Origin of the sequence: Candidatus Chryseopegocella kryptomonas (assembly GCF_001536065.1) — a bacterium.
In the GTDB taxonomy this organism is placed as follows: Bacteria; Bacteroidota; Ignavibacteria; order Kryptoniales; family Kryptoniaceae; genus Kryptonium; species Kryptonium kryptomonas.
On sequence record NZ_CZVW01000025.1, the window covers coordinates 1 to 19466 of the forward strand.

At 38.5% G+C, this 19466-nt stretch carries 20 protein-coding genes and 3 tRNA genes; all 23 read left to right on the forward strand.

Going from position 1 to position 19466, the window contains the following annotated elements; all coding sequences use genetic code 11:
* A partial coding sequence (locus AWW83_RS08635; protein ID WP_234697288.1) for a sensor histidine kinase occupies positions 1-1146 on the forward strand: 1146 nt, incomplete at its 5' end.
* Positions 1143-2312, forward strand: a complete 1170-nt coding sequence (locus AWW83_RS08640; protein ID WP_092350902.1) for a glycosyltransferase family 9 protein — start codon at positions 1143-1145, stop codon at positions 2310-2312. The genes AWW83_RS08635 and AWW83_RS08640, both read left to right, overlap by 4 nt.
* Positions 2313-2373: 61 nt before the next feature.
* Positions 2374-2491, forward strand: a tRNA-Pro gene (locus AWW83_RS09915).
* A gap of 26 nt (positions 2492-2517) precedes the next feature.
* A tRNA-Pro gene (locus AWW83_RS08645) sits at positions 2518-2591 on the forward strand.
* A gap of 21 nt (positions 2592-2612) precedes the next feature.
* On the forward strand, positions 2613-2867 hold the full coding sequence (locus AWW83_RS08650) for a GIY-YIG nuclease family protein (RefSeq protein WP_092350904.1): 255 nt from the start codon (positions 2613-2615) through the stop codon (positions 2865-2867).
* Positions 2868-3014: 147 nt separating this feature from the next.
* Positions 3015-3929, forward strand: a complete 915-nt coding sequence (locus AWW83_RS08655) for a sigma-54 interaction domain-containing protein (protein ID WP_143713949.1) — start codon at positions 3015-3017, stop codon at positions 3927-3929.
* Between the two features lie 162 nt (positions 3930-4091).
* On the forward strand, positions 4092-4616 hold the full coding sequence (locus AWW83_RS08660; protein WP_092350908.1) for a 4Fe-4S dicluster domain-containing protein: 525 nt from the start codon (positions 4092-4094) through the stop codon (positions 4614-4616).
* 1 nt (position 4617) lies between these two features.
* On the forward strand, positions 4618-6588 hold the full coding sequence (gene cooS, locus AWW83_RS08665) for an anaerobic carbon-monoxide dehydrogenase catalytic subunit (RefSeq protein WP_092350910.1): 1971 nt from the start codon (positions 4618-4620) through the stop codon (positions 6586-6588).
* Between the two features lie 21 nt (positions 6589-6609).
* Complete coding sequence (locus tag AWW83_RS08670) at positions 6610-7500, forward strand: ATP-binding protein (RefSeq protein ID WP_092350912.1); 891 nt, start codon at positions 6610-6612, stop codon at positions 7498-7500.
* A complete protein-coding gene (locus AWW83_RS08675) occupies positions 7501-8754 on the forward strand; it encodes an NAD(P)/FAD-dependent oxidoreductase (RefSeq protein ID WP_092350914.1) in 1254 nt (417 codons plus the stop codon). It begins immediately after the preceding gene.
* A 2-nt stretch (positions 8755-8756) separates the two neighbouring features.
* Positions 8757-9215, forward strand: a complete 459-nt coding sequence (locus AWW83_RS08680; protein WP_159421160.1) for a GNAT family N-acetyltransferase — start codon at positions 8757-8759, stop codon at positions 9213-9215.
* A 21-nt stretch (positions 9216-9236) separates the two neighbouring features.
* Complete coding sequence (locus AWW83_RS08685; RefSeq protein ID WP_092350918.1) at positions 9237-10331, forward strand: hydrogenase small subunit; 1095 nt, start codon at positions 9237-9239, stop codon at positions 10329-10331.
* 3 nt (positions 10332-10334) lie between these two features.
* Entirely contained in the window at positions 10335-12071 is a 1737-nt protein-coding gene (locus AWW83_RS08690; RefSeq protein WP_092350920.1) for a nickel-dependent hydrogenase large subunit, read from the forward strand.
* 23 nt (positions 12072-12094) lie between these two features.
* Complete coding sequence (gene cybH / locus AWW83_RS08695) at positions 12095-12832, forward strand: Ni/Fe-hydrogenase, b-type cytochrome subunit (RefSeq protein ID WP_092350922.1); 738 nt, start codon at positions 12095-12097, stop codon at positions 12830-12832.
* Positions 12811-13299: a HyaD/HybD family hydrogenase maturation endopeptidase gene (locus AWW83_RS08700; RefSeq protein ID WP_092350924.1), complete on the forward strand. Its 489-nt coding sequence runs from the start codon at positions 12811-12813 to the stop codon at positions 13297-13299. The genes cybH and AWW83_RS08700 overlap by 22 nt, the downstream gene beginning before the upstream one ends.
* Positions 13289-13669 carry a hydrogenase expression/formation C-terminal domain-containing protein gene (locus tag AWW83_RS08705; RefSeq protein ID WP_092350926.1) on the forward strand — a complete coding sequence of 127 codons (381 nt, stop codon included), beginning with the start codon at positions 13289-13291 and terminating at the stop codon, positions 13667-13669. Before AWW83_RS08700 ends, AWW83_RS08705 begins: the two co-directional genes overlap by 11 nt.
* Positions 13670-13734: 65 nt before the next feature.
* A tRNA-Cys gene (locus tag AWW83_RS08710) sits at positions 13735-13807 on the forward strand.
* A 33-nt stretch (positions 13808-13840) separates the two neighbouring features.
* On the forward strand, positions 13841-14032 hold the full coding sequence (rpmB, locus tag AWW83_RS08715) for a 50S ribosomal protein L28 (protein ID WP_092350928.1): 192 nt from the start codon (positions 13841-13843) through the stop codon (positions 14030-14032).
* A gap of 43 nt (positions 14033-14075) precedes the next feature.
* Positions 14076-14477 (forward strand): vitamin K epoxide reductase family protein, encoded by a 402-nt coding sequence (locus AWW83_RS08720; protein ID WP_092350930.1) that lies wholly within the window; start codon positions 14076-14078, stop codon positions 14475-14477.
* A gap of 20 nt (positions 14478-14497) precedes the next feature.
* Positions 14498-14869 carry a hypothetical protein gene (locus AWW83_RS10200; protein WP_320409427.1) on the forward strand — a complete coding sequence of 124 codons (372 nt, stop codon included), beginning with the start codon at positions 14498-14500 and terminating at the stop codon, positions 14867-14869.
* Positions 14870-14904: 35 nt separating this feature from the next.
* Positions 14905-15444 (forward strand): histone deacetylase family protein, encoded by a 540-nt coding sequence (locus tag AWW83_RS10205; protein WP_320409428.1) that lies wholly within the window; start codon positions 14905-14907, stop codon positions 15442-15444.
* A 93-nt stretch (positions 15445-15537) separates the two neighbouring features.
* The gene (locus AWW83_RS08730; RefSeq protein WP_143713951.1) at positions 15538-17613 is read left to right on the forward strand and encodes a hypothetical protein; all 2076 of its coding nucleotides are present in this window, start codon (positions 15538-15540) and stop codon (positions 17611-17613) included.
* A 13-nt stretch (positions 17614-17626) separates the two neighbouring features.
* Complete coding sequence (locus AWW83_RS08735; RefSeq protein WP_143713952.1) at positions 17627-19372, forward strand: DUF5723 family protein; 1746 nt, start codon at positions 17627-17629, stop codon at positions 19370-19372.
* Positions 19373-19466: the final 94 nt, after the last annotated feature.

The window sequence follows — 19466 nt, forward strand, 5'->3', positions numbered from 1 at the left end:
ATAAGACATTTGCAGAGGGTTGAATCAATCGGGACATTTACAATGGGGATGGCGCACGATTTTAATAACATTTTGCAGATAATTGTTGCTTCTGCGCAGATGATTGATCTTAAGTTTCAGCGTGGGGAATTGAAAAAAGAGGATTTGAAAAAATACATTGACAACATAATTTCAATTTCAAATCGTGGTGCGGAGTTAATTAAGCGTTTGAAAATTTTCACAAGGAAGGAAATTCCAAATGCGGAGATACTTGATTTTGAACAAGTGGTTTTAAACACTGTTGATCTTTTGAGGTCGCTTTTCCCAAAGTTTATAGATATTGAAGTGAGGTCAAATTGTGCTGGTGTGAAAGTTTATGGTTCAAGGATAGAGATACAGCAGGCGTTTTTAAATATCGCTATAAATGCAAAAGATGCGATCGTTGAGAAAAAAGAGAAAGGAATGTTAAATGAAAACGGTAAGATATTGATTGAGACATGTGTTAAGGACATTACGCTTGAGGATGCTGATATTTTCAAGGTGAACCCAGGGAAATATGTTTGCGTAAGTGTCAGTGATAATGGTATAGGTATGGACGAGAAGACGAAGTCAAGAATTTTTGAGCCGTTTTTCACGACGAAAAGACCTGAAATTGGAACAGGGCTCGGGATGGCGACTGTTTTCGGGATTGTGACTTCACATGGTGGATTTATAACTGTTGATTCAAAACTTGGCGAAGGGACAAAGGTCGCATTTTATCTTCCTGTCGTATCTATTGATGAAATTCCAAAAGTTGGACAAAAAGTTAAAGAGGTTGAAAAAGGAACTGGTGCAACTGTGATGATTATATGTGAAAATCAAAATTTGAAGTCAAAGTTAAAGTCATTTTTTGAGTCAAAAGGTGTTGAAATTTTGTTTGCGGATGATAAAGTTATAGCGGTTAAAGTTTTAAATGAAAACAGCGAAAAGATCGGAACAATTCTGATTGATTCAAAGACGCCGAGATTGAAATTGAAAGATACAATTGCGGAGTTGAAAATTTTGAAACCATCGGTTAAAATTATTCTGCTTTATTCAACGCAGGAGACATCCGAAATTGAAGGTGTTGAAGTTATTGAAAATCCAGAAAGCGAGATGGAGAAACTTATTGAGTTAGCAAGATTATGAAAGTTTTTGATTTTGAAATTCCCGAATGCAAGAACTTCACAGGTTATAAACCGTGTTATTCTTATGCCAAGTGTCACGAAACTGGGTGCGTTGATCCAAGACCTTTTGGTGTTAAAATTTTGATCATAAATCTTGATGCGATGGGAAATGTTTTGCTTACGAGTTCAATTTTGCCTGCAATAAAGAGAAAATATCCCGAGAGTTCAATTTATTGGCTTACGCTTAAAAACACGCATCGTCTTCTTGATAATAATCCTTACCTTGATGAGGTCTTTGTATGGGATCCCGAGACATGGCTTGTGCTTGAGAATATGAAATTTGACATTGTGATGAATGTTGATAAATCAAGAAGATCAGCAAGTTTGACGATGAAGTTGAAGGCGGATAAAAAACTTGGCTATGGGATGAATGAACACGGTCAGATAATACCTTTGAATGTTTCCGCAAGTTATGATTATCGTCTTGGTCTTGATGATGAGTTAAAGTTTCGTAAAAATCAGAAGACACGGCAGGAGATTTTATGCGAAATGTTTGAACTTGAATATAAGCGTGATGAGTATGTTTTAGTTTTGAGTGATGAGGAGAAGAAATTTTCAGAAGAATACAAGCGAAGCGTTGGAATAAAGGAAGGCGAGCTTGTTGTTGGATTTAACACGGGTTGTTCCCCTTTGTATCCGAATAAAAAAATGACGATTGAACAGCATGTTGAGTTGATAAAAAGATTATCAAAATATGACGGGATAAAGCTTGTTTTACTTGGTGGACCTGAGGACACAGAAAGAAACGAAGAAATTTACAGACGAGCAATTGAAATTGATGGTGTCGCTGGGAAATTAATTAACACTCCAACAACAGAGGGTATAAGGCGTGGAATATGTTATGAAAACATTTGCGATGTTGTTATAACCGGAGATTCGTATGGGATGCATCTTGCGATTGCATTGAGAAAATTTGTGATAGCGTGGTTTGGTTTAAGCTCGTGGGTTGAGATTGATCTGTATGATAGAGGTGTTAAGTTAATTCCAGAAGGTCTAGAATGTGCTCCTTGTTGGAAGAGAGTTTGTCCTTATAATCTTGAATGCATTCAGATGATTGATCTTGAGAGAATTGAGAAGATCGTGGTTGAGTATAAGGAGAAAGTTTTTCCAGCAGTTTCAAAGGTTTGATAAGTTTTGGAAATTTTAGTAAATTTTATTTGGTGATTTTTCGTTCTTTGAGAGGAGGATTCGGGACGTAGCGCAGCCTGGTAGCGTCCCTAAGGGAGTCCTTAGGACCACTACCTTGGGGTGGTAGGGGTTGCGGGTTCTCCCGAAGGGACTCCTTGGGAGAAATCCCGCCGTCCCGACTGAGGTTTTAAAAGTTCTTTAAATTCGGGACGTAGCGCAGCCTGGTAGCGCACTACCTTGGGGTGGTAGGGGTCGCGGGTTCAAATCCCGCCGTCCCGACTAAACAATTTAGAAAGCGATATGCCTTACTTTGTTTATATTCTCAAAAGTTTAAAAGATAGCGGTTATTATATTGGGCATACGAAAAATGTTGAGAGGAGATTACGTGAGCATAATTTAGGGCGTGTTAAGTCAACAAAGTGTAGAAGACCGTTTAAGCTAATTTACACTGAAAAATTTGAGACAAAAAAAGAAGCATTTGCAAAGGAAATGTATTTGAAAAGTCCAGAAGGTTATTTTGAAAAGTTGGAAATCGTAAAGAAATTCGGGGCGTAGCGCGGTTTGGTAGCGTCCCGAAGGGACTCCTTGGGAGAAATCCCGCCGTCCCGACGAAAAATTCACAATACATTGTGAAAAAATTTAAAATTATCTTTCCTCAAAAGCACCTGCTGAAAAATCGGGGTAAAGTAATGATTGAATCAAATGAACATAGTTATTGGCTCGCTTAAAAATATATTTGATGATGCTTTGATCGCTGCTTCAACGGATGAGCCCGTCCTGATACTCGGTGAAACTGGGACAGGCAAAGAAGTTCTTGCAAGATACATTCATCAAAATTCAAATAGAAAGGATAAAATTTTTATTCCGATAAATTGTGCTGCTATTCCGCCGAATCTTCTTGAAAGCGAACTTTTTGGATATAAAAAAGGAGCTTTTACCGGCGCAGACAGAGATAAAAAAGGAATACTTGAAGAAGCTAATGGGGGGACTGTTTTTCTTGATGAAATCGGAGAACTTCCGATTGAATCGCAGGTTAAAATTTTAAGAGCAATTGAAGAGAAAGAAATTATTTCAGTTGGTGATACAAAGCCAAAGCAAATTGATGTTCGCTTCATTGCGTCAACGAATGTTGATTTGAAGGCAAAAGTTGAAAAAGGTGAATTCAGAAAAGACCTTTATTATCGGCTTTCGGTTTTTGTGTATAAACTCCCACCACTTCGTGATAGAATTTATGACCTTCCAGAATTTGTTAAGTATTTTATTCAGTCATCGGGGAAAGATGTTAAAATTGATTCAGCGGTTATGGAACTTTTCTTTTGTTATCCTTGGCCTGGGAATATAAGAGAGTTAAGAAGCGTTCTTGTTTATGCCATTGCAAAGTCAAGTGGGGATAAAATTCAGGTTGAACATTTGCCGGATTATTTAATTCATTTTTGCAAACATCCAGAAATTTTAAGGGGGAACAATGCGCGTGAGAAGCTTGAATGTTTTGAAGCGTATTTAATTTCTGAAACTTTGAAAGAACATCCAGAGCCAAAGGAAGCAGCTCGTTTTCTTGGAATAAGTTTGCGGACATTTTATCGCAAGTTGAAAAAATATAGAATCCTTCCCAAGTAACCCGTCTTTGCCAATTCTGTCAAAATCAGATTTTAAGAGTTTGTCATTTTTGGCAAATTCAAAATTCATTCCTGTGTGATTTGCAAAATTTTTTTATTTCTTTCTGGCACGGTTGTTGAAATTTTTTTCTTATAGTAAAACTTAAAATCAGGAGTTAGAGAAATGAAAAAAGTTTTCATTGACCCATCCAGATGCACAGGTTGTAAGAGTTGCGAAATTGCTTGCGCTGTTGAACATTCAATTTCAAAAGACATTTACAAAGCAATTTTTGAAGAACCGACTCCACCAAGGTTTAACACTGTGTTAAAGTTTGATGGCTTCATCGCCTCTTTAAGGTGCACTCACTGTGAAGATGCTCCTTGCGTTGCGATCTGCCCAACTTCGGCAATTTACAGAGATCCAGAAACAAACCTTGTGGTTTACAACGATTCAAAATGCATAGGTTGCTGGCAGTGCGCAATGTCCTGCCCGTTTGGCGCAATTTATCCTGATTTAACAAGGAAAGTTTCAAGAAAATGCGATGGATGCAATGAGAGAGTTAAATCTGGAAGAATTCCAGCGTGCGTTGAAGCATGTCCGACTAATGCATTGATATATACTGATGTTGAGACACTTGAACAGTTTAAACGTCAATCAACAATTGCGTCCCTTTCAAAATCAACAAAAACTTATATGGAGGTAGTCTAAAATGGCGGACATTTTAAAGGACAAAGAGAGAGTTTGGGATAACAGGACAAATAATTTTGGGCTTCTCCCAGAATCAAATGTTGAACTTTTGAAAAAAGAATTTAAAGAAGTCAAGACAACATCTTTACAGAGGTTGGCTTTGCAGGAACCGCAATGTGGATTTGGGGAGCTCGGGGTATGTTGCAGAATGTGTTATATGGGACCGTGTAGAATTGATGTTTTTGATGGAGGTCCAAAGGTTGGAGTTTGTGGTGCTACAGCTGATACAATAGTTGCAAGGAATCTTTTAAGAGAAACAGTTGGCGGTGCAGCTTCCCACACTGAGCATGCAATGGATATTGCAGAGGTTTTAAAAGAAGTCGCTGAAGGGAAAATTTCAACTTATATGATTAAAGATGAAGAAAAACTTCGCAGAGTCGCCCAAAATCTCGGGATTAAAACGGATGGAAAGGATATAAAAGAGATCGCAAAAGAAGTCGCTGAAATTTCGCTTGAAGATTTTAAACGTCTTGAGAAAGAACCCGCTGTTTGGATTAAAGCATATACTCCAAAGTCAAGTTATGAGCAACTTGAAAAACTTGGCGTTATACCGCATAATGTATGGCGTCCGATAATGAATGCGATGCATAGAACAAGTATGGGAAATGATGCTGACCCTGTGAATATAATGCTTGCTGATTTGCAAATGGGTTTGGTTGATGGACTTGGCTTAACAATGGCGACGGAACTTTCGGATGTCCTTTTTGGAACCCCGAAACCAATCAGAAGCTGGGCAAATCTTGCTGTTATCAAAGAAGATTATGTGAATATCGCTGTTCACGGGCATAATCCACTTCTTTCGGAAAAAATAGTTGAGTGGGCTGAAAAATTAAATGATAAAGCCAAAGCTCTTGGGGCGAAGGGAATAAACATAGTTGGGGTTTGTTGCACTGGAAATGAAGTTTTAATGAGACACGGTGTTCCACTTGCTGCGAATGAGTTTCAAGCGGAACTTGCAATTGTAACAGGTGCGCTTGAAGCGATGGTGGTTGATTATCAATGCGTTTGGCCAATTTTAAGCGATGTTGCATCCTGTTATCATACGAAGCTTATAACGACGATGCCTTTTGTTAAAATTCCGGGCGCAACTCACATTGAGTATTCCCCTGAAAAAGCAGATGATGTCGCAAAGCAAGTAATTGAGATAGCGCTTGAAGCATACAAGCAAAGAGAACCAAGCAGAGTTCACATCCCAGATTCAATGGAAGAGATAATAGCAGGATTTTCAGTTGAGGCGTTGGTTGAGGTTTTGAGCAAATTAAGTCCCGAAGATCCTCTTAAACCATTGATTGATAACATTGTGAATGGAAATATCTTCGGTGTGGTTGCAATTGTTGGGTGTCCAAACCCGAAGACGAGACGCTTGGCGTTTACGGAAAGAATGATAAAAGGTTTGATAAAGAACAATGTTCTTGTCATCGTCACCGGTTGCATTGCACATATCGCAGGTCAAACGGGATTTTTGAATCCAAATAAAGTTGACTCGTTTGAAGTTGGGGATGGATTAAAACAGGTTTTGAAGGCGCTTGGAAATGCAGCTGGGCTTAACAGTTTGCCTGTTGCGATTCATATGGGTTCATGTGTTGATAATTCAAGAATTGGTGTTCTGTTAAAAGCGTTGTCCGAAAAACTTGGCTTAAAAGTTTCTGATTTGCCTGTCGTTGCATCGGCTCCGGAGTTAATTTCTGAGAAAGCAATTTCAATTGGGACATGGGCTCTTGCGCTTGGAGTAACTGTTCATGTTTGCCCACCGCCGAGAATCCTTGGAGGTCCAAAGGTCAGAGAAATTCTCACAAAAGATTTAAAGACATTGACAGGTGGAGAAGCTTATGTTGAATGTGATCCCGAGCTTGCGGTTAAGGGAATACTTGACAGGATAAGGCAAAAGAGAATTGCTTTGAATTTGCCTGTTCCCGAAATGGTCCAAATTTGAGAAATAAAAAGATACTGAAAAATGCCATTTACAACAGCAAGCGAGAAAGAAAGAGATAGGATAATAGAGCAGATTTTATCTGAAATTCCCGAAGTTGAAAGAAAAATTGAAGAAGGAAGGCGAATCATTGTCACTGGAAAAGGTGGAGTTGGTAAAACCGTTGTTTCTTCTGTTCTTGCGTATCTTTTTTCAAATGCTGGTTTTAATGTGCTTGCGGTTGATGAAGACCCACAAATGAATCTTCCATTTGCGCTTGGCATTCCAATTGACAAAGCAAACGAAATCACACCCTTGAACAAGCAGATTGATTATATTGAGGAGAAGACGGGAGCAAGACCTGGAACCGGCTGGGGGCTGTTCTTCCGTTTAAATCCAGATGTAAGCGATGTTGTTGAAAGATTTGGGATAAAGATTAACGAAAAATTGAATCTTCTTGTCATGGGAACAGTTTCCCAGCCGGCTGTTGGTTGTGCGTGTCCTGAAAATGATTTGCTTCAAGCGGTTGTGAATTACATAAATCTTCGCAAAAATGAAGTCATAATAATGGATACGGAAGCAGGACTTGAACATTTTGGAAGAGCCATTGCAAAAGGATTTCATCACGCGATTATTGTTTCTGAGCCAACCTTTAATTCAATTTATGTTATGACTCAGGCGGTTAAACTCGCACAAGGTCTCGGGATCCCGAAAATCCACATCGTCTTTAACAAAGTCAGGAATGAAAAAGACAAAATTGTTAAGTTGTTATCTCAACTTGATAGCAAAGTTTCAGATCTACCCGTTTACTTTTTACCTTATGATGAAGATATTTACAATTCCGAACCTTGCGTCATCCCTGCGATTGAAAGTTCAAATTCGCAATTTTTTAAAGCGATGCTTGAATTTTTCAAAAATTTAGTCAATGATCTATAAATGCAAATTGTGATAATCGGAAATAGCATCGGCGCTGTGTCAGCAATCAGAGAGATAAGAAAGTGGGATCAGCAAAGTTCAATAACTGTAATTTCAAGAGAAGTTCTTGACCAGAAGACACCGTATTACTCACCTGTTGTTTTGCCTTACTATATTGAGGGTGTTCTCTCCAAGGAAAATTTGTTCTCAATTCGGTATGAATTTTATAAATCAATGAATGTTGATTTGAAACTTGGTGAAAGGGTTATCGCCGTTGAACCAGATGAGAAAGTTGTTGTAACTGAAAAAAGCCGATACAGATATGATAAACTTTTAATTGCAAGTGGAGCATCGCCAAGAATTCTTGACATTCCCGGGGCAAGGAATAAAAGAGTTTATGTTTTGAGAACATACGAAGATGCTGAAAAGATAAAAAGTGATGAATCGGATGAAGTTGTTATAATTGGGGGCGGACCTGTTGGAGTTGAGTCGGCTATAGCGCTTTTGAAAAGCAAAAAGAAATTAACAATAATTGAAATCGCACCCTACATATTAAGCACAGTTTTCAGCCGTAGAGTATCTGAGATGATTGAATCTCAACTTGTGGAGAAAGGGATTGAAATTTTAAAAGATGAAGAGCCGATTGAAATAACCGGAAACCCTGTTAAGTCGGTCAAAACTAACAAAAGAAAGATAAAGTGTTCATCAGTGATAATGGGCGTTGGGGTTGTGCCAAATACGGATTTTGTTAAAGATGTCTTAAAACTTGGTCCAAGAAATGGGATCATCGTTGACGAAAAGATGCAAACTTCTGAACCAGATATTTACGCATGCGGTGATTGCGTTGAATTGAAAAGTGCAATTGATGGTTCAATAAGACCGTTTCCAGTTTGGCCAAACGCACAAGAGACAGGCAAAGTCGCAGGGGCTAATATCGTCGGTCAAGAAATGATTTATGAAGGTGGAATAAGAGTTAACGCTTTGAATGTCTTTGAAAAAGTTTATTTCTCAATTGGAAATGTTCACGATGAAAGCAAACTTGGAAAGATGATAGAAAGAGATGGCATTTTGGAGTTTTATTATTTTGAGGGCGAAAAATTGATTGGTGCGGAAATTATCGGCGATGTCAAGTATGTTGGTCTTATCAAGCATCTTATCAGAAGAAACATTCGGATTGATTTAGATAGATTTAAAGGTTTAAGTGATTTCTTTCCTTTTACAGCACCTCTTTCAATCCCACACAAGGCTCAGGAACGGGTTCATTTATGGAGTTAAAGATGCGTCTTTTTGAAAAAATTGAGACAAAAGATTTTAGCGAATGCGATATTGATGTTGTTTTGAAAATTCAGAATGAATTGAAAAGTAAAGGAAGTTACAGCTTTGTTTGTGAAAAGATGTTTATTGATCTTTTACAAGAGATCAAAACATCTGGGACTTTGTTCGGTAGGATTGCTTATTTGGGCAAAGAGCCGGTTGGTTTCATCTTTGGAGATACGCAACCGAAGTGGTATCAGGCGCCCGAGTGTGCTTGGTTGATTGCGATTGTAGTTCACCCGGATTACAGGCGTCAGGGAATTGGAAGGCGTCTTCTTGTTGAGTTCCTTGATAAAGTAAGGGAGCTTGGATTAAAAAGAATTTGCACGATTGCAGAATTTACAGATGAAGCGACACTTGAATTTTTGAGAAGGATGGGATTTAAACGTGGCAGGTTTGTTCATCTTGAAAAACAAATTTAAAAATAATGGGAGGTTTAAATTATGCAGGTTCAGGAAACATTTTATGAGGAAGTGCGAAGAAAAGGAATTTCAAGGAGAGATTTTTTAAGATTTTGTCTTTTGACAACCGCATATCTTGGTCTTGAAAGCACAATGTTTTCAAAGGTTGTTCGTGCGCTTGAATCAAAACCACGACCCCCAATCTATTGGCTTAACTTTGCAGCTTGTACCTGTTGCACGGAGTCACTGATAAGGTCTTCACATCCGTTAATTTCGGATGTGATTTTGAGCATGATTTCGCTTGACTATATGGAGACGATTCAAGTTGCAGCAGGTCATCAGGCGGAGGAGATTGTCTGGGAAGGGATGAAGAAAAATTTTGGGAATTACATTCTTGCAGTTGAAGGTTCTGTTCCGACAAAGGATAATGGAGTTTATTGCACTGTTGGAGGGATGACAGCACTTGAATACATAAAGAAAGCATCTCGCGGGGCAAAGGCGATAATCTCGGTTGGTTCATGTTCTTCTTTCGGTTGTGTCACAACAGCTCATCCAAATCCAACGGGTTGCAAACCAATTTACAAAATCATAACTGATAAACCGGTTGTCAATATCCCCGGATGTCCACCAATTGCTGAGGTTATCGTTGGGACCATTGTTCATCTTATAACCTTTGATACTTTGCCCGAGCTTGATGCATTGAAGAGACCCAAAGTTTTTTATGGTCAGAGAATTCACGACAAATGTTATCGGCGTGCATTTTTTGACGCAGGTATGTTTGTTGAAAAATTTGATGATGAGGGAGCAAGAAAAGGATGGTGTCTGTATAAAGTTGGTTGTAGGGGACCGGTTACATACAACGCTTGTTCAGTTGTAAAGTGGAACGAGGGAACAAGTTTCCCGATACAATCGGGACATCCTTGCCTTGGTTGTTCTGAGCCCGATTACTGGGATAATAGACCACTTTATCAGCATGTTGCTGATGTTCCATTGCCGGGATTTGCCACTGCTGATGAGATCGGCAAGGGATTTGCCATAGGAGTTGCGGTTGCAACAGGAGCTCATCTTGTTGCATCAATTGTTAAGAAGGCAACACAGAAAGTAAAAGAGGAAAAGAAAGAACAAAAGGAGGAATAAAAAATGGCGCAAAGAGTTGTCGTAGACCCAATGACCCGAATTGAGGGTCATCTCAGAGTCCAAGCAATAGTTGATGGCAATGTTATAAAAGATGCATCTTGCACAAGCGCTCTTTTCAGAGGGATTGAGATAATTTTGCGCGATAGAGACCCGCGCGAGGCATGGGCGCTTGCTGAAAGAATTTGTGGTGTCTGCACTCTCGTTCACGCTGTAACTTCGGTCAGAGCTGTTGAAGATGCTCTCAAAATTAAAATACCCAAAAACGCAAATCTTATAAGAAACATAATGATTGCAACCCTTTTCGTCCACGACCATGTTGTTCATTTTTATCATCTTCATGCTCTTGATTGGGTTGATGTTGTATCAGCATTAAAAGCAGATCCCAAAGCGACATCTGAACTTGCTCAGAAAATTTCAAATTGGTCAAAATCTTCCGTTGGATATTTCACAGACATACAGAATCGTTTGAAAAAATTTGTTGAATCGGGTCAGCTTGGAATTTTCGCAAATGCATATTGGGGACATCCTGGATATAAGCTTCCGCCCGAGGCAAATTTGCTTGCGGTTGCTCATTATATTGAAGCTTTAAACTGGCAAAAGGAAATTGTTAAGATTCACGCAGTATTTGGTGGTAAGAACCCGCATCCGAATCTTCTCGTCGGTGGAATGCCTTGCGCAATCAATTTAAATCATCCAGATGCGATAAACATTGATAAACTTGCTCTTGTTAAGTCAAAAATAGAAGAAGCCGAGCAAATCGTTGAGCAACTCTATTGGCCTGATCTCGTTGCGATAATGTCATTTTATAAAGAATGGGCAAAGTGGGGCGGTGGTGTGAGCAAGAAAGGCGTCCTTGATTACGGAGAATTTCCAGAGGACACAGGCGATATAAAGACAATTTTGAGAACGAACAGATGGAAAGGTGGAGCTGTGCTTGATGGAAACTTGAACGAAGTCCATGAGGTTGACCCAACCGACCCGGAGCAAATTCAAGAATATGTTGCTTATTCTTGGTATGAGTATTCAAAAGGTGATAAAATTGCATTCCATCCATGGGATGGAGAAACAAATCCAAAATATACTGGACCAACCCCACCGTGGGAATTTCTTGACATGGATAAAAAATACTCTTGGATGAAGGCGCCACGCTGGCGCGGGAGACCGATGGAAGGCGGACCTCTGGCAAGGACGATCATTGCTCTTGCTCATAAAGATGAAGAAGTTAAATCCTATGTTGATGAAGCTTTGAAAAAACTTGGTTTGCCATTTGATGCAATGTATTCAACGCTTGGAAGAACGATTGCAAGAGGCATTGAGACAAGAAGAGCGATGACAATGCTTAAAAAATTATACGATGAATTAATTACAAACATAAAAGCGGGTGATTATCAAACTGCGAATATGGAAAAATGGGAACCGGAAAAGTGGGGTAAGGGTGAGTTGAAAGGTGTTGGAACTTATGCAGCACCGCGTGGGGCACTTGCACATTGGGTGAAAATCAAAGATGGAAAGATCGCAAACTACCAAGCTGTTGTCGCAACAACTTGGAACGGCTCACCAAGAGATGCGCTCGGACAGCGTGGTCCTATGGAAGAATCGTTAATTGGAGTCCCAATCCATGATCCACAAAAACCACTTGAAATTTTGCGAGTGATTCACTCATTTGACCCGTGCCTTGCTTGTTCAACACATGTCCTTGATGTTAATGGTAATGAGATAACGAAAATTGAAATTTTATAAAAACAAAAATCAAGGTGAAAAACATGCAGGCAAATCAAATATATCGTGTTGAATCTGAATGCGTCACAAGATATTATGTTTGGGATTCTGTCGTAAGGGTAAGCCATTGGATTAATGTCATTGCTGTTGGTGTGCTGATTTTTACTGGATTTTATATAAGCACACCATTTTACAGACCAACTGCAGATGAACCATTTGGGGCAACTGTTATGGCGACGATGAAAAATTTACACTTTCTCTTTGCTGTAATTTTCACATTGAATGGGCTCTTCCGTGCTTACTGGTTCTTTGCTGGAAATACATATCGTCAGTGGTTTAGATTTCACATCTGGAAAGCTGATTTCTGGAAGGAAGCATGGTGGAAGTTAAAAGATTATATAACTTTGAGATACACCGACTACGAACTTCACACACTTGGACATAACACGCTTGCTACATTGACTTATGTGATTGTTTTTCTTGCAGCGTCTGTTCAGGGATTAACAGGTTTCGCTATGGCTGGGAAAATAAATCCGGGCGGTTTCTTTGACACACTTTTCGGATGGGTAATTCCGCTCTTTGGCGGTGAAGCAAATGTCAGAATGATTCACAAGATGATAATGTGGGGAATCATTGGTTTTATGATCCACCACATAAGCTTTGTAATTTATCTTGAAGTTTTCAGAGAAAAAGGAATGCTTTCCTCAATGATAACTGGGCTTAAAACAAGACCACTTGGATGGGAACCGGTTGAAAAGCCATGGGAGAAAAAAGAGAAATGAAAATTGCGGTTCTTGGCATAGGAAATCCATTGCTTGGTGATGATGGTTTTGGTGTTGAAGTTGTTAAGAAACTTTCGCAAACGCTGGGGGAATCGCCAGATGTTGAAATCATTGATGGCGGTTCCCTCGGCATCTATCTTCTTCCCTATCTTGAAGATAAAACGCATCTTATTGTCGTTGATGTTATAAACTTCGGCGGAAAACCGGGCGAAATTGTAAAATTTAAACTTGAAGATATCCCAGCATATATTTCACTAAAAGTTTCAGAGCATCAGATAACTTTCCACGAAGTCATTGCATTGATGAATCTTTTGGGTATAAAGCCAGTTGAAAATTTAGTCATAGGTGTCCAACCAAAAAGCAACAAATGGGGAGATAATATAAGTGACGAGATTCGCAGGGCGATAGATAAAGTTATTGATGAAGTAAAAAAGCAAATTGAAATATGGAGGTCAAATGCAAACTGATCTAACAAATGCAATTTTTCTTTTGAATGAAATAAAGCATGCTCTGGTTGAGCTTAAAGAGAAAGGCGTGAAGAAAACCATAAATTTGAGCAATTTTCCCCTCTCTTACGATGAGGCAAAATTTCTTGATGAAGTTCTTGGAAGGGGGAACATTAAAATAATTTATGAAAGCGCTGAGTTAACCGTCTGGCAGGAAACGAAAATCTCCGGGGTTTGGTGGGGTGAATATAGGAATTCTGCTGGGAAAATAATTTTGAGGACAGTTGAAATAACTTTCTTCCCTGAGCTTGCGATGTCGCAGGTTGAAGATATAGAAGATGGGATAAAGACACTTGATGAAGTTTTGGAAAATTTAAAGGCGAAGGTTTAGTTTTGTGTGAAGAAATTTTGAATTTTGATTTTTTGAGCCGAAGTTTTATATTTATAACTGAAAAAGGCGACGTACCCAAGTGGCTAAGGGGGCGGTCTGCAAAACCGCTATTCCTGGGTTCGAATCCCAGCGTCGCCTCAAAAATTTTTTAAATAAAAAAGAAAGAGACAAATGGCAAATATCTGCGCTATTTGTGGTAAGCGACCGATAACAGGACACAGAATAAGCCACGCTCACAATCTTTCAAAAAGAAGATGGTTGCCAAATCTTCAAAAGGTAAGAGCAGTAATTGATGGGGAAGTCAGAAGAATCAAAGTATGCGCCACTTGTATTAAACTCGGGCGCGTTCAAAAACCAGCTTAAAAATTAATCCCGACCCCTGCGTCGGGATTTTTCATTTTTAATTATGAGTAAAATTTTCATAATTCTGCTTTCAACATTTGGATTTTACATTTCGCTTTACTTTACGCTTGTAAATTTTAACCTAATCCACCCTTTAAAGTTTCCAATTCCATCCGTATGCAAACTTTCCGAGAACGCCTGTCAACTTATTATCAAAACGAAATACGCAAGATTGTTCGGGCTTCCAAATTTTGTTTATGGTTTGATATATTATCTGGGTTTAATTGTTTTTGTTATTTCGGGGGCAAGTGGTTATATTAAAATACTAGTTCAAATTGTTTCTGCGCTTGTTGTGGTTCTTGGTATTTATTTGTCTTATGTTCTTGTTCGGATTTTGAAGGTTAGTTGCGTTTTGTGCTTTTTGAGCCATTTTGTTAACTTGTTGATAGCAATTTTAATTTTTTAAATGAAATTTTTTCAGGTCAAATGAAAAAGCTGGGCTTAATTTATCACGAAGATTATCTAAAACACGACACAGGGGCTTGGCATCCGGAAAGAAAGGAAAGGTTGACCGCAATTGTTGAACATTTGAAAAAATCGGATTTAAATGATGAAATTGAATGGATCACTCCACAATTGAAAAGCGATGTTGAAAAATGGATCTTAAAAGTTCATACTCCAAGACATTTTGAATTTGTCAAGAGCTCAATTTTAAGCGGAGTAAGATTGCTTGATTTTGGGGATACTTATGTGAGTAGAGATTCTTTTGATGTCGCTTTGCTTGCTGTTTCTGGTGTGATTGAAGGTGTTGATAAAATTTTCAAAGAGGATATGAGAAAGGTTTTTTTTGCGCTGTAAGACCACCCGGGCATCACGCAGAAAGCGATAAAGTTATGGGATTTTGTTTGTTTAACAATGTTGCAATTGCAGCAAGATATGCACAGGAAAATTACAAAGTTGGAAAGGTTGCGATAATTGACTGGGATGTTCATCACGGGAATGGAACGCAAGAGATATTTTATGAAGATCCGACAGTTCTTTACATAAGTTTACATCAATATCCATTTTATCCGGGAACAGGTTCAAGAGAGGAAAAGGGAACAGGCAAAGGTTATGGCTTTACATTAAACTTTCCAATGCCAGCTGGCTCAAACGATGATGATTATCTTAAAATTTTCGGCAATGAGATAGTTCCAGCACTTGAGAAATTTAAACCCGAGCTTATTATCATATCTGCAGGATTTGATGCACACCGTGATGATCCACTTGCTGGAATGGCATTAACTGAAAATGCTTTCTCAAAAATGACAGACTTAACGAAATCCGTTGCTGAACAATTTTCCGATAGCAGAATTTTGTCAGTTCTTGAAGGAGGATACAATCTTCAAGCGCTTTCTCGCTCGGTTGAAGCACACATGAGATCGCTTAAATAATGTCAGAGATGTGATTTAAAACACACTTTTAGGTTGCTTGCTTTTTTAAATTTAGAACAAAAACAAAAATTAAAACTCAAGGGCAAATTTAAAATGCGAAAAATTTTTCTTATCACCTCAATCTTGCTCATCATTTTTTTATATGGCTGTTTTGAAAAACCATCGGAGCCAGTTTTACCAACTTGGGATGTTGATTTGACAGTCCCAATTTTTAACAGAACATTTACACTTGGTGAATTTGTTGAGAAAGATACGACATATCTAAAAGTTGGCTCGGGAAATCAAATTTATTATTCCACTTCACAGGAACTTGAAGCGACCCAAATCGGAGATAACCTGAAAATTTCTGATATCTCAGCCTCTGCATCAACTCAACTTGGGAATTTTGAGGTTAAAGATCCAGGGACGATAAGTGCGAAAATTTCGGTGGGGCAGATTTTCCCGGGGTTATCTAATGTTCCACCGGGTAATTACATTGTCCCGTCAAATTCACCAGGACAAACAATTTCAACTAATTTTACGGCATTTGATAATTTTCAATCAATTACATTTGATGGTGGGGTTTTAAAAATAACTGTTGCAAATGGATTGCCCGTGCCTTTACAATTTCCAGATGGCTTAAAAATTTATGCTCAATCCAATCCTTCAACACCGATAGTTACGCTATTTGTAAATGAAACGGTTAATGCAAACTCTCAAAAAACCGCAGAAGTAGATCTTTCCGGAATAACTTTACCTGCAAATCTTGGACTTACAGTTACTGTTCTTTCCCCCGGAAGTGGTGGAAGCCCCGTTTATCTTGATGTCAATCAAATGTTTTTGACTGTATCAGCTGAACTTCAAAATTTGAGCATTGCCTCGGCTACCGCAAAAATTCCAAGCCAGACAGAACCAGTCGCGATTGATGACTCATTTATACTTGAACCGAATGAACCACAGCCAGATTTAATTAATGAAGCTACATTCAAAAGTGGACAATTAAACATAAGAATTGTTAACAACATTGATCTTGGACTTAACGGAACGTTGAAGCTTTATAACTTTGTGAATAAGTTTGACAATTCGCCATTGCAAATTTCAATTAACATAGGAAGAAAAAATTCAACTTCAAACACTGTAACTCAAAGCATAAATCTTGCTAATTATAAACTTGTCGGCAATAACTTAAACCAAATTTCATATCGTGTTGAAGTTCGCACCGAAGACACCGGCGATGAATTTAGGACGATAAATAAAAACGATGGTTTATCTGCTCAAATAAATTTGACAAATCTTGTAATTGAGTCAATCTCCGGAAAAGTTAAACCGAGGGAAATTAGTTTTGACGAGCAAAAGATTGATCTTTCGGAGTTGAAAGATTATAGGGAAAAGTTCAGTGGTAGATTAAGGTTTGATGATATTCGGGTTGAGATAAACCTTTATAAGACCGCACAGTTTACTTTTGATTTGAATTTGAAGATAAAAGCTTTTAACACAAGAACTGGCAGAGTTGATTCGCTTGAAATTCCAGTTGCTCAGAGAAGATTTTCTGGCACATCGCACCGAATTGTTTTAGACAAGAGCAATAGCACAATTGTTGACTTCATAAATTCATTTGCTGAAACCGAACTTCCGGAGTATCTGACCATTTCTGGTTATGTTTTTGTAAATCCGAACTATGAGACGGGGCGTGTTTCTTCAAGTGATTCGGTTTATGGAAGTGTGTTAGTGAATTTTCCAGCAAGCTTCGGGATTTCAAATGCGGAATTTAAAGACACAAGCGAAGTTGAAGAACTTTCAAGTGAAACAAAGAAACAAATTGACAAGGCAAATTATGGGAAATTATTTGTTGAAATTGATAATGGAGTTGGAGTTGAATTGAAGTTTAGAGCGGTTTTATTCGGCTTTGTTATGGATTCACTTATTTCAATTCCAAAATCAAATGATTTCATTATAAGTTCAGCCCCCGTTGATAACAACGGATTTTCAATCGGAGCGACAAAGTCAGTTAATGTTATAGAACTCAACAGAGATGAAATTCAAAAGTTCAAGGATATGAAATTTATTCGTTCGTTTTTATCGCTTGCCACAGCGGACAATGGGAAAATTGTCAAGTTCCGGACAACGGATTCAATCAAAGTGAAAATTTACGGAAGATTAAATTACAAAGTTGAAATCACAAACAAATAAAAAGGTCAATAAAATGAAGTTTAAAGCGCTCGTTTTATTTTTACTGGTTTCATTTACGGTTGCACTTGGTGGGGATGACAGAGCAAATGTTCGTGGGCTTGGAATGGCAGGTGCAACAACAGTTACAAGCAGAACAATTGACGCAATAGGTGTTAATCCAGCATTGCTTGGTTATATGGGAATTGCGAGCGATTCGGAATTGAAAGGAAAAATTGTTGATTCCCAAACTCGTCAACCAATTCCCGGGGCTCGCGTTGAGATCAAAAATTTAAATTTAAATGCAAGAGCAAATTTCAGTGGTGAGTTTTCTCTCAAAAATGTTCCGCCCGGAACCTACACAGTTGTTGTAACGCAAAAAGGATATGAAACACTTGTGATAAGAAATTTCAGAGTAAGCCCGAATTCAAAAATTAGCGGAACAATTCAAATTTCAAGAGAAGAAACAGGAAAAGAAACAGTTGTTGATTTTAAAAATCTTGATTTTGAAGTAAAAGAGCAAAAGCCAATTATCTACAACGATAACAGTGACTTCACGATGAGTTTGATTCCGCAAATGGGTGCTGGAATTGGTATGAATTTTTTGAGTTATAATCTTTACCTTGACTATTTCACGGGTGTTGACAGCGCTGGTCAAAAGGTTGCAAGACACTTGAGCGATGCTGATAAACAGAAAATTCTTGATTCATTTGATGAAAATCTTGGAACATTGATCGGGCAGGTTGATGCAAAGTTAATCAATTTGGCTTTCCATATCAAAGGCGTCGGAATTGCAATCGGTGCAAGGGAAAGAGTTTTTTCACGATTTGATATTTCAAAGGATTTTATGAGGTTTATTCTCTATGGAAATACACCAGGTTCTGTTTTTTCATACGATGTTGGCGTAGGTGGAGCGTGGTTGAGAGAATATTCTGTTTCTATTGGGACAAAAATTCCATTTGATTTAATTGCCGTTAAAAATATCAATGTTGGTCTTGGTGTTAAGTTCATTCAAGGTTTTGGATATGCTGAAACAGATGGATTAAATTTAACGATTGAAACCGCAGATTCCACACGAGGATATGAGATGACCGCAAGTATGAAGGGCGTTGTCAGAAGAGCAGGGGTTGATTTTCTTGATCCGAATAAACAAGATAATGTTAAGTTCTCACCTTTCCCAACGCCAGCCGGAACAGGACTTGGCTTTGACATCGGAGCAAGCGCTGAAGTTTTGGGATTGTTCGTTGCTGGAATAAGTATAACGGACATTGGCTCGGTTAACTGGACGAAAAATGCAATAATCGTTTCCGGCGATACAAGTTTTAAATTCTCGGGATATTCAACACAGGAAAAACTTGACAGTTTAAGACAAAGTTTTGAGGATTACATCAATAGTTCGGATAGGAAAAAATATGAAAGTTTTTCCGCAGGGCTTCCGACTGCGTTGAGATTTGGAGTTGCAACTGACTTGAAAAATTTCCTTCCTTTCTTCCCCGGGCGTATGTTAATTTCTGCTGATTATTTCCAGCCGATTGGAAACAAGAGCATAATGTTTAAAAAGCCAAAACTTGCCCTTGGGGTTGAATGGATATTGATTGGATTTTTGCCTTTGAGAGCAGGAATTTCGCTTGGTGGATTTGAAGGATTTGCACTTTCGGCTGGGACTGGAATTAATCTTCCATTCCTTGAATTGAATCTCGCCACGGGACATCTCAATCAATTAATGTCGGGTGGGGATTTGAGGCATTTCTCAATCGCAACGGAGTTGCGATTGAAGTTTTAAACACAAAAGGCGAGCCAACTGGCTCGCCTTTTTTATTTATCTTCTAATCCTGTCAAATGGAATTTGAATCATAAAACGTCTGAATAAGAACTGT

What these genes read in the sequence shown, in the direction of transcription:
- AWW83_RS08640 (WP_092350902.1), top strand. Translation starts at nt 1,143, where the DNA reads ATGAAAGTTTTTGATTTTGAAATTCCCGAATGCAAGAACTTCACAGGT.
- AWW83_RS08650 (WP_092350904.1), top strand. Translation starts at nt 2,613, where the DNA reads ATGCCTTACTTTGTTTATATTCTCAAAAGTTTAAAAGATAGCGGTTAT.
- AWW83_RS08655 (WP_143713949.1), top strand. Translation starts at nt 3,015, where the DNA reads ATGAACATAGTTATTGGCTCGCTTAAAAATATATTTGATGATGCTTTG.
- AWW83_RS08660 (WP_092350908.1), top strand. Translation starts at nt 4,092, where the DNA reads ATGAAAAAAGTTTTCATTGACCCATCCAGATGCACAGGTTGTAAGAGT.
- cooS (WP_092350910.1), top strand. Translation starts at nt 4,618, where the DNA reads ATGGCGGACATTTTAAAGGACAAAGAGAGAGTTTGGGATAACAGGACA.
- AWW83_RS08670 (WP_092350912.1), top strand. Translation starts at nt 6,610, where the DNA reads ATGCCATTTACAACAGCAAGCGAGAAAGAAAGAGATAGGATAATAGAG.
- AWW83_RS08675 (WP_092350914.1), top strand. Translation starts at nt 7,501, where the DNA reads ATGCAAATTGTGATAATCGGAAATAGCATCGGCGCTGTGTCAGCAATC.
- AWW83_RS08680 (WP_159421160.1), top strand. Translation starts at nt 8,757, where the DNA reads ATGCGTCTTTTTGAAAAAATTGAGACAAAAGATTTTAGCGAATGCGAT.
- AWW83_RS08685 (WP_092350918.1), top strand. Translation starts at nt 9,237, where the DNA reads ATGCAGGTTCAGGAAACATTTTATGAGGAAGTGCGAAGAAAAGGAATT.
- AWW83_RS08690 (WP_092350920.1), top strand. Translation starts at nt 10,335, where the DNA reads ATGGCGCAAAGAGTTGTCGTAGACCCAATGACCCGAATTGAGGGTCAT.
- cybH (WP_092350922.1), top strand. Translation starts at nt 12,095, where the DNA reads ATGCAGGCAAATCAAATATATCGTGTTGAATCTGAATGCGTCACAAGA.
- AWW83_RS08700 (WP_092350924.1), top strand. Translation starts at nt 12,811, where the DNA reads ATGGGAGAAAAAAGAGAAATGAAAATTGCGGTTCTTGGCATAGGAAAT.
- AWW83_RS08705 (WP_092350926.1), top strand. Translation starts at nt 13,289, where the DNA reads ATGCAAACTGATCTAACAAATGCAATTTTTCTTTTGAATGAAATAAAG.
- rpmB (WP_092350928.1), top strand. Translation starts at nt 13,841, where the DNA reads ATGGCAAATATCTGCGCTATTTGTGGTAAGCGACCGATAACAGGACAC.
- AWW83_RS08720 (WP_092350930.1), top strand. Translation starts at nt 14,076, where the DNA reads ATGAGTAAAATTTTCATAATTCTGCTTTCAACATTTGGATTTTACATT.
- AWW83_RS10200 (WP_320409427.1), top strand. Translation starts at nt 14,498, where the DNA reads ATGAAAAAGCTGGGCTTAATTTATCACGAAGATTATCTAAAACACGAC.
- AWW83_RS10205 (WP_320409428.1), top strand. Translation starts at nt 14,905, where the DNA reads ATGGGATTTTGTTTGTTTAACAATGTTGCAATTGCAGCAAGATATGCA.
- AWW83_RS08730 (WP_143713951.1), top strand. Translation starts at nt 15,538, where the DNA reads ATGCGAAAAATTTTTCTTATCACCTCAATCTTGCTCATCATTTTTTTA.
- AWW83_RS08735 (WP_143713952.1), top strand. Translation starts at nt 17,627, where the DNA reads ATGAAGTTTAAAGCGCTCGTTTTATTTTTACTGGTTTCATTTACGGTT.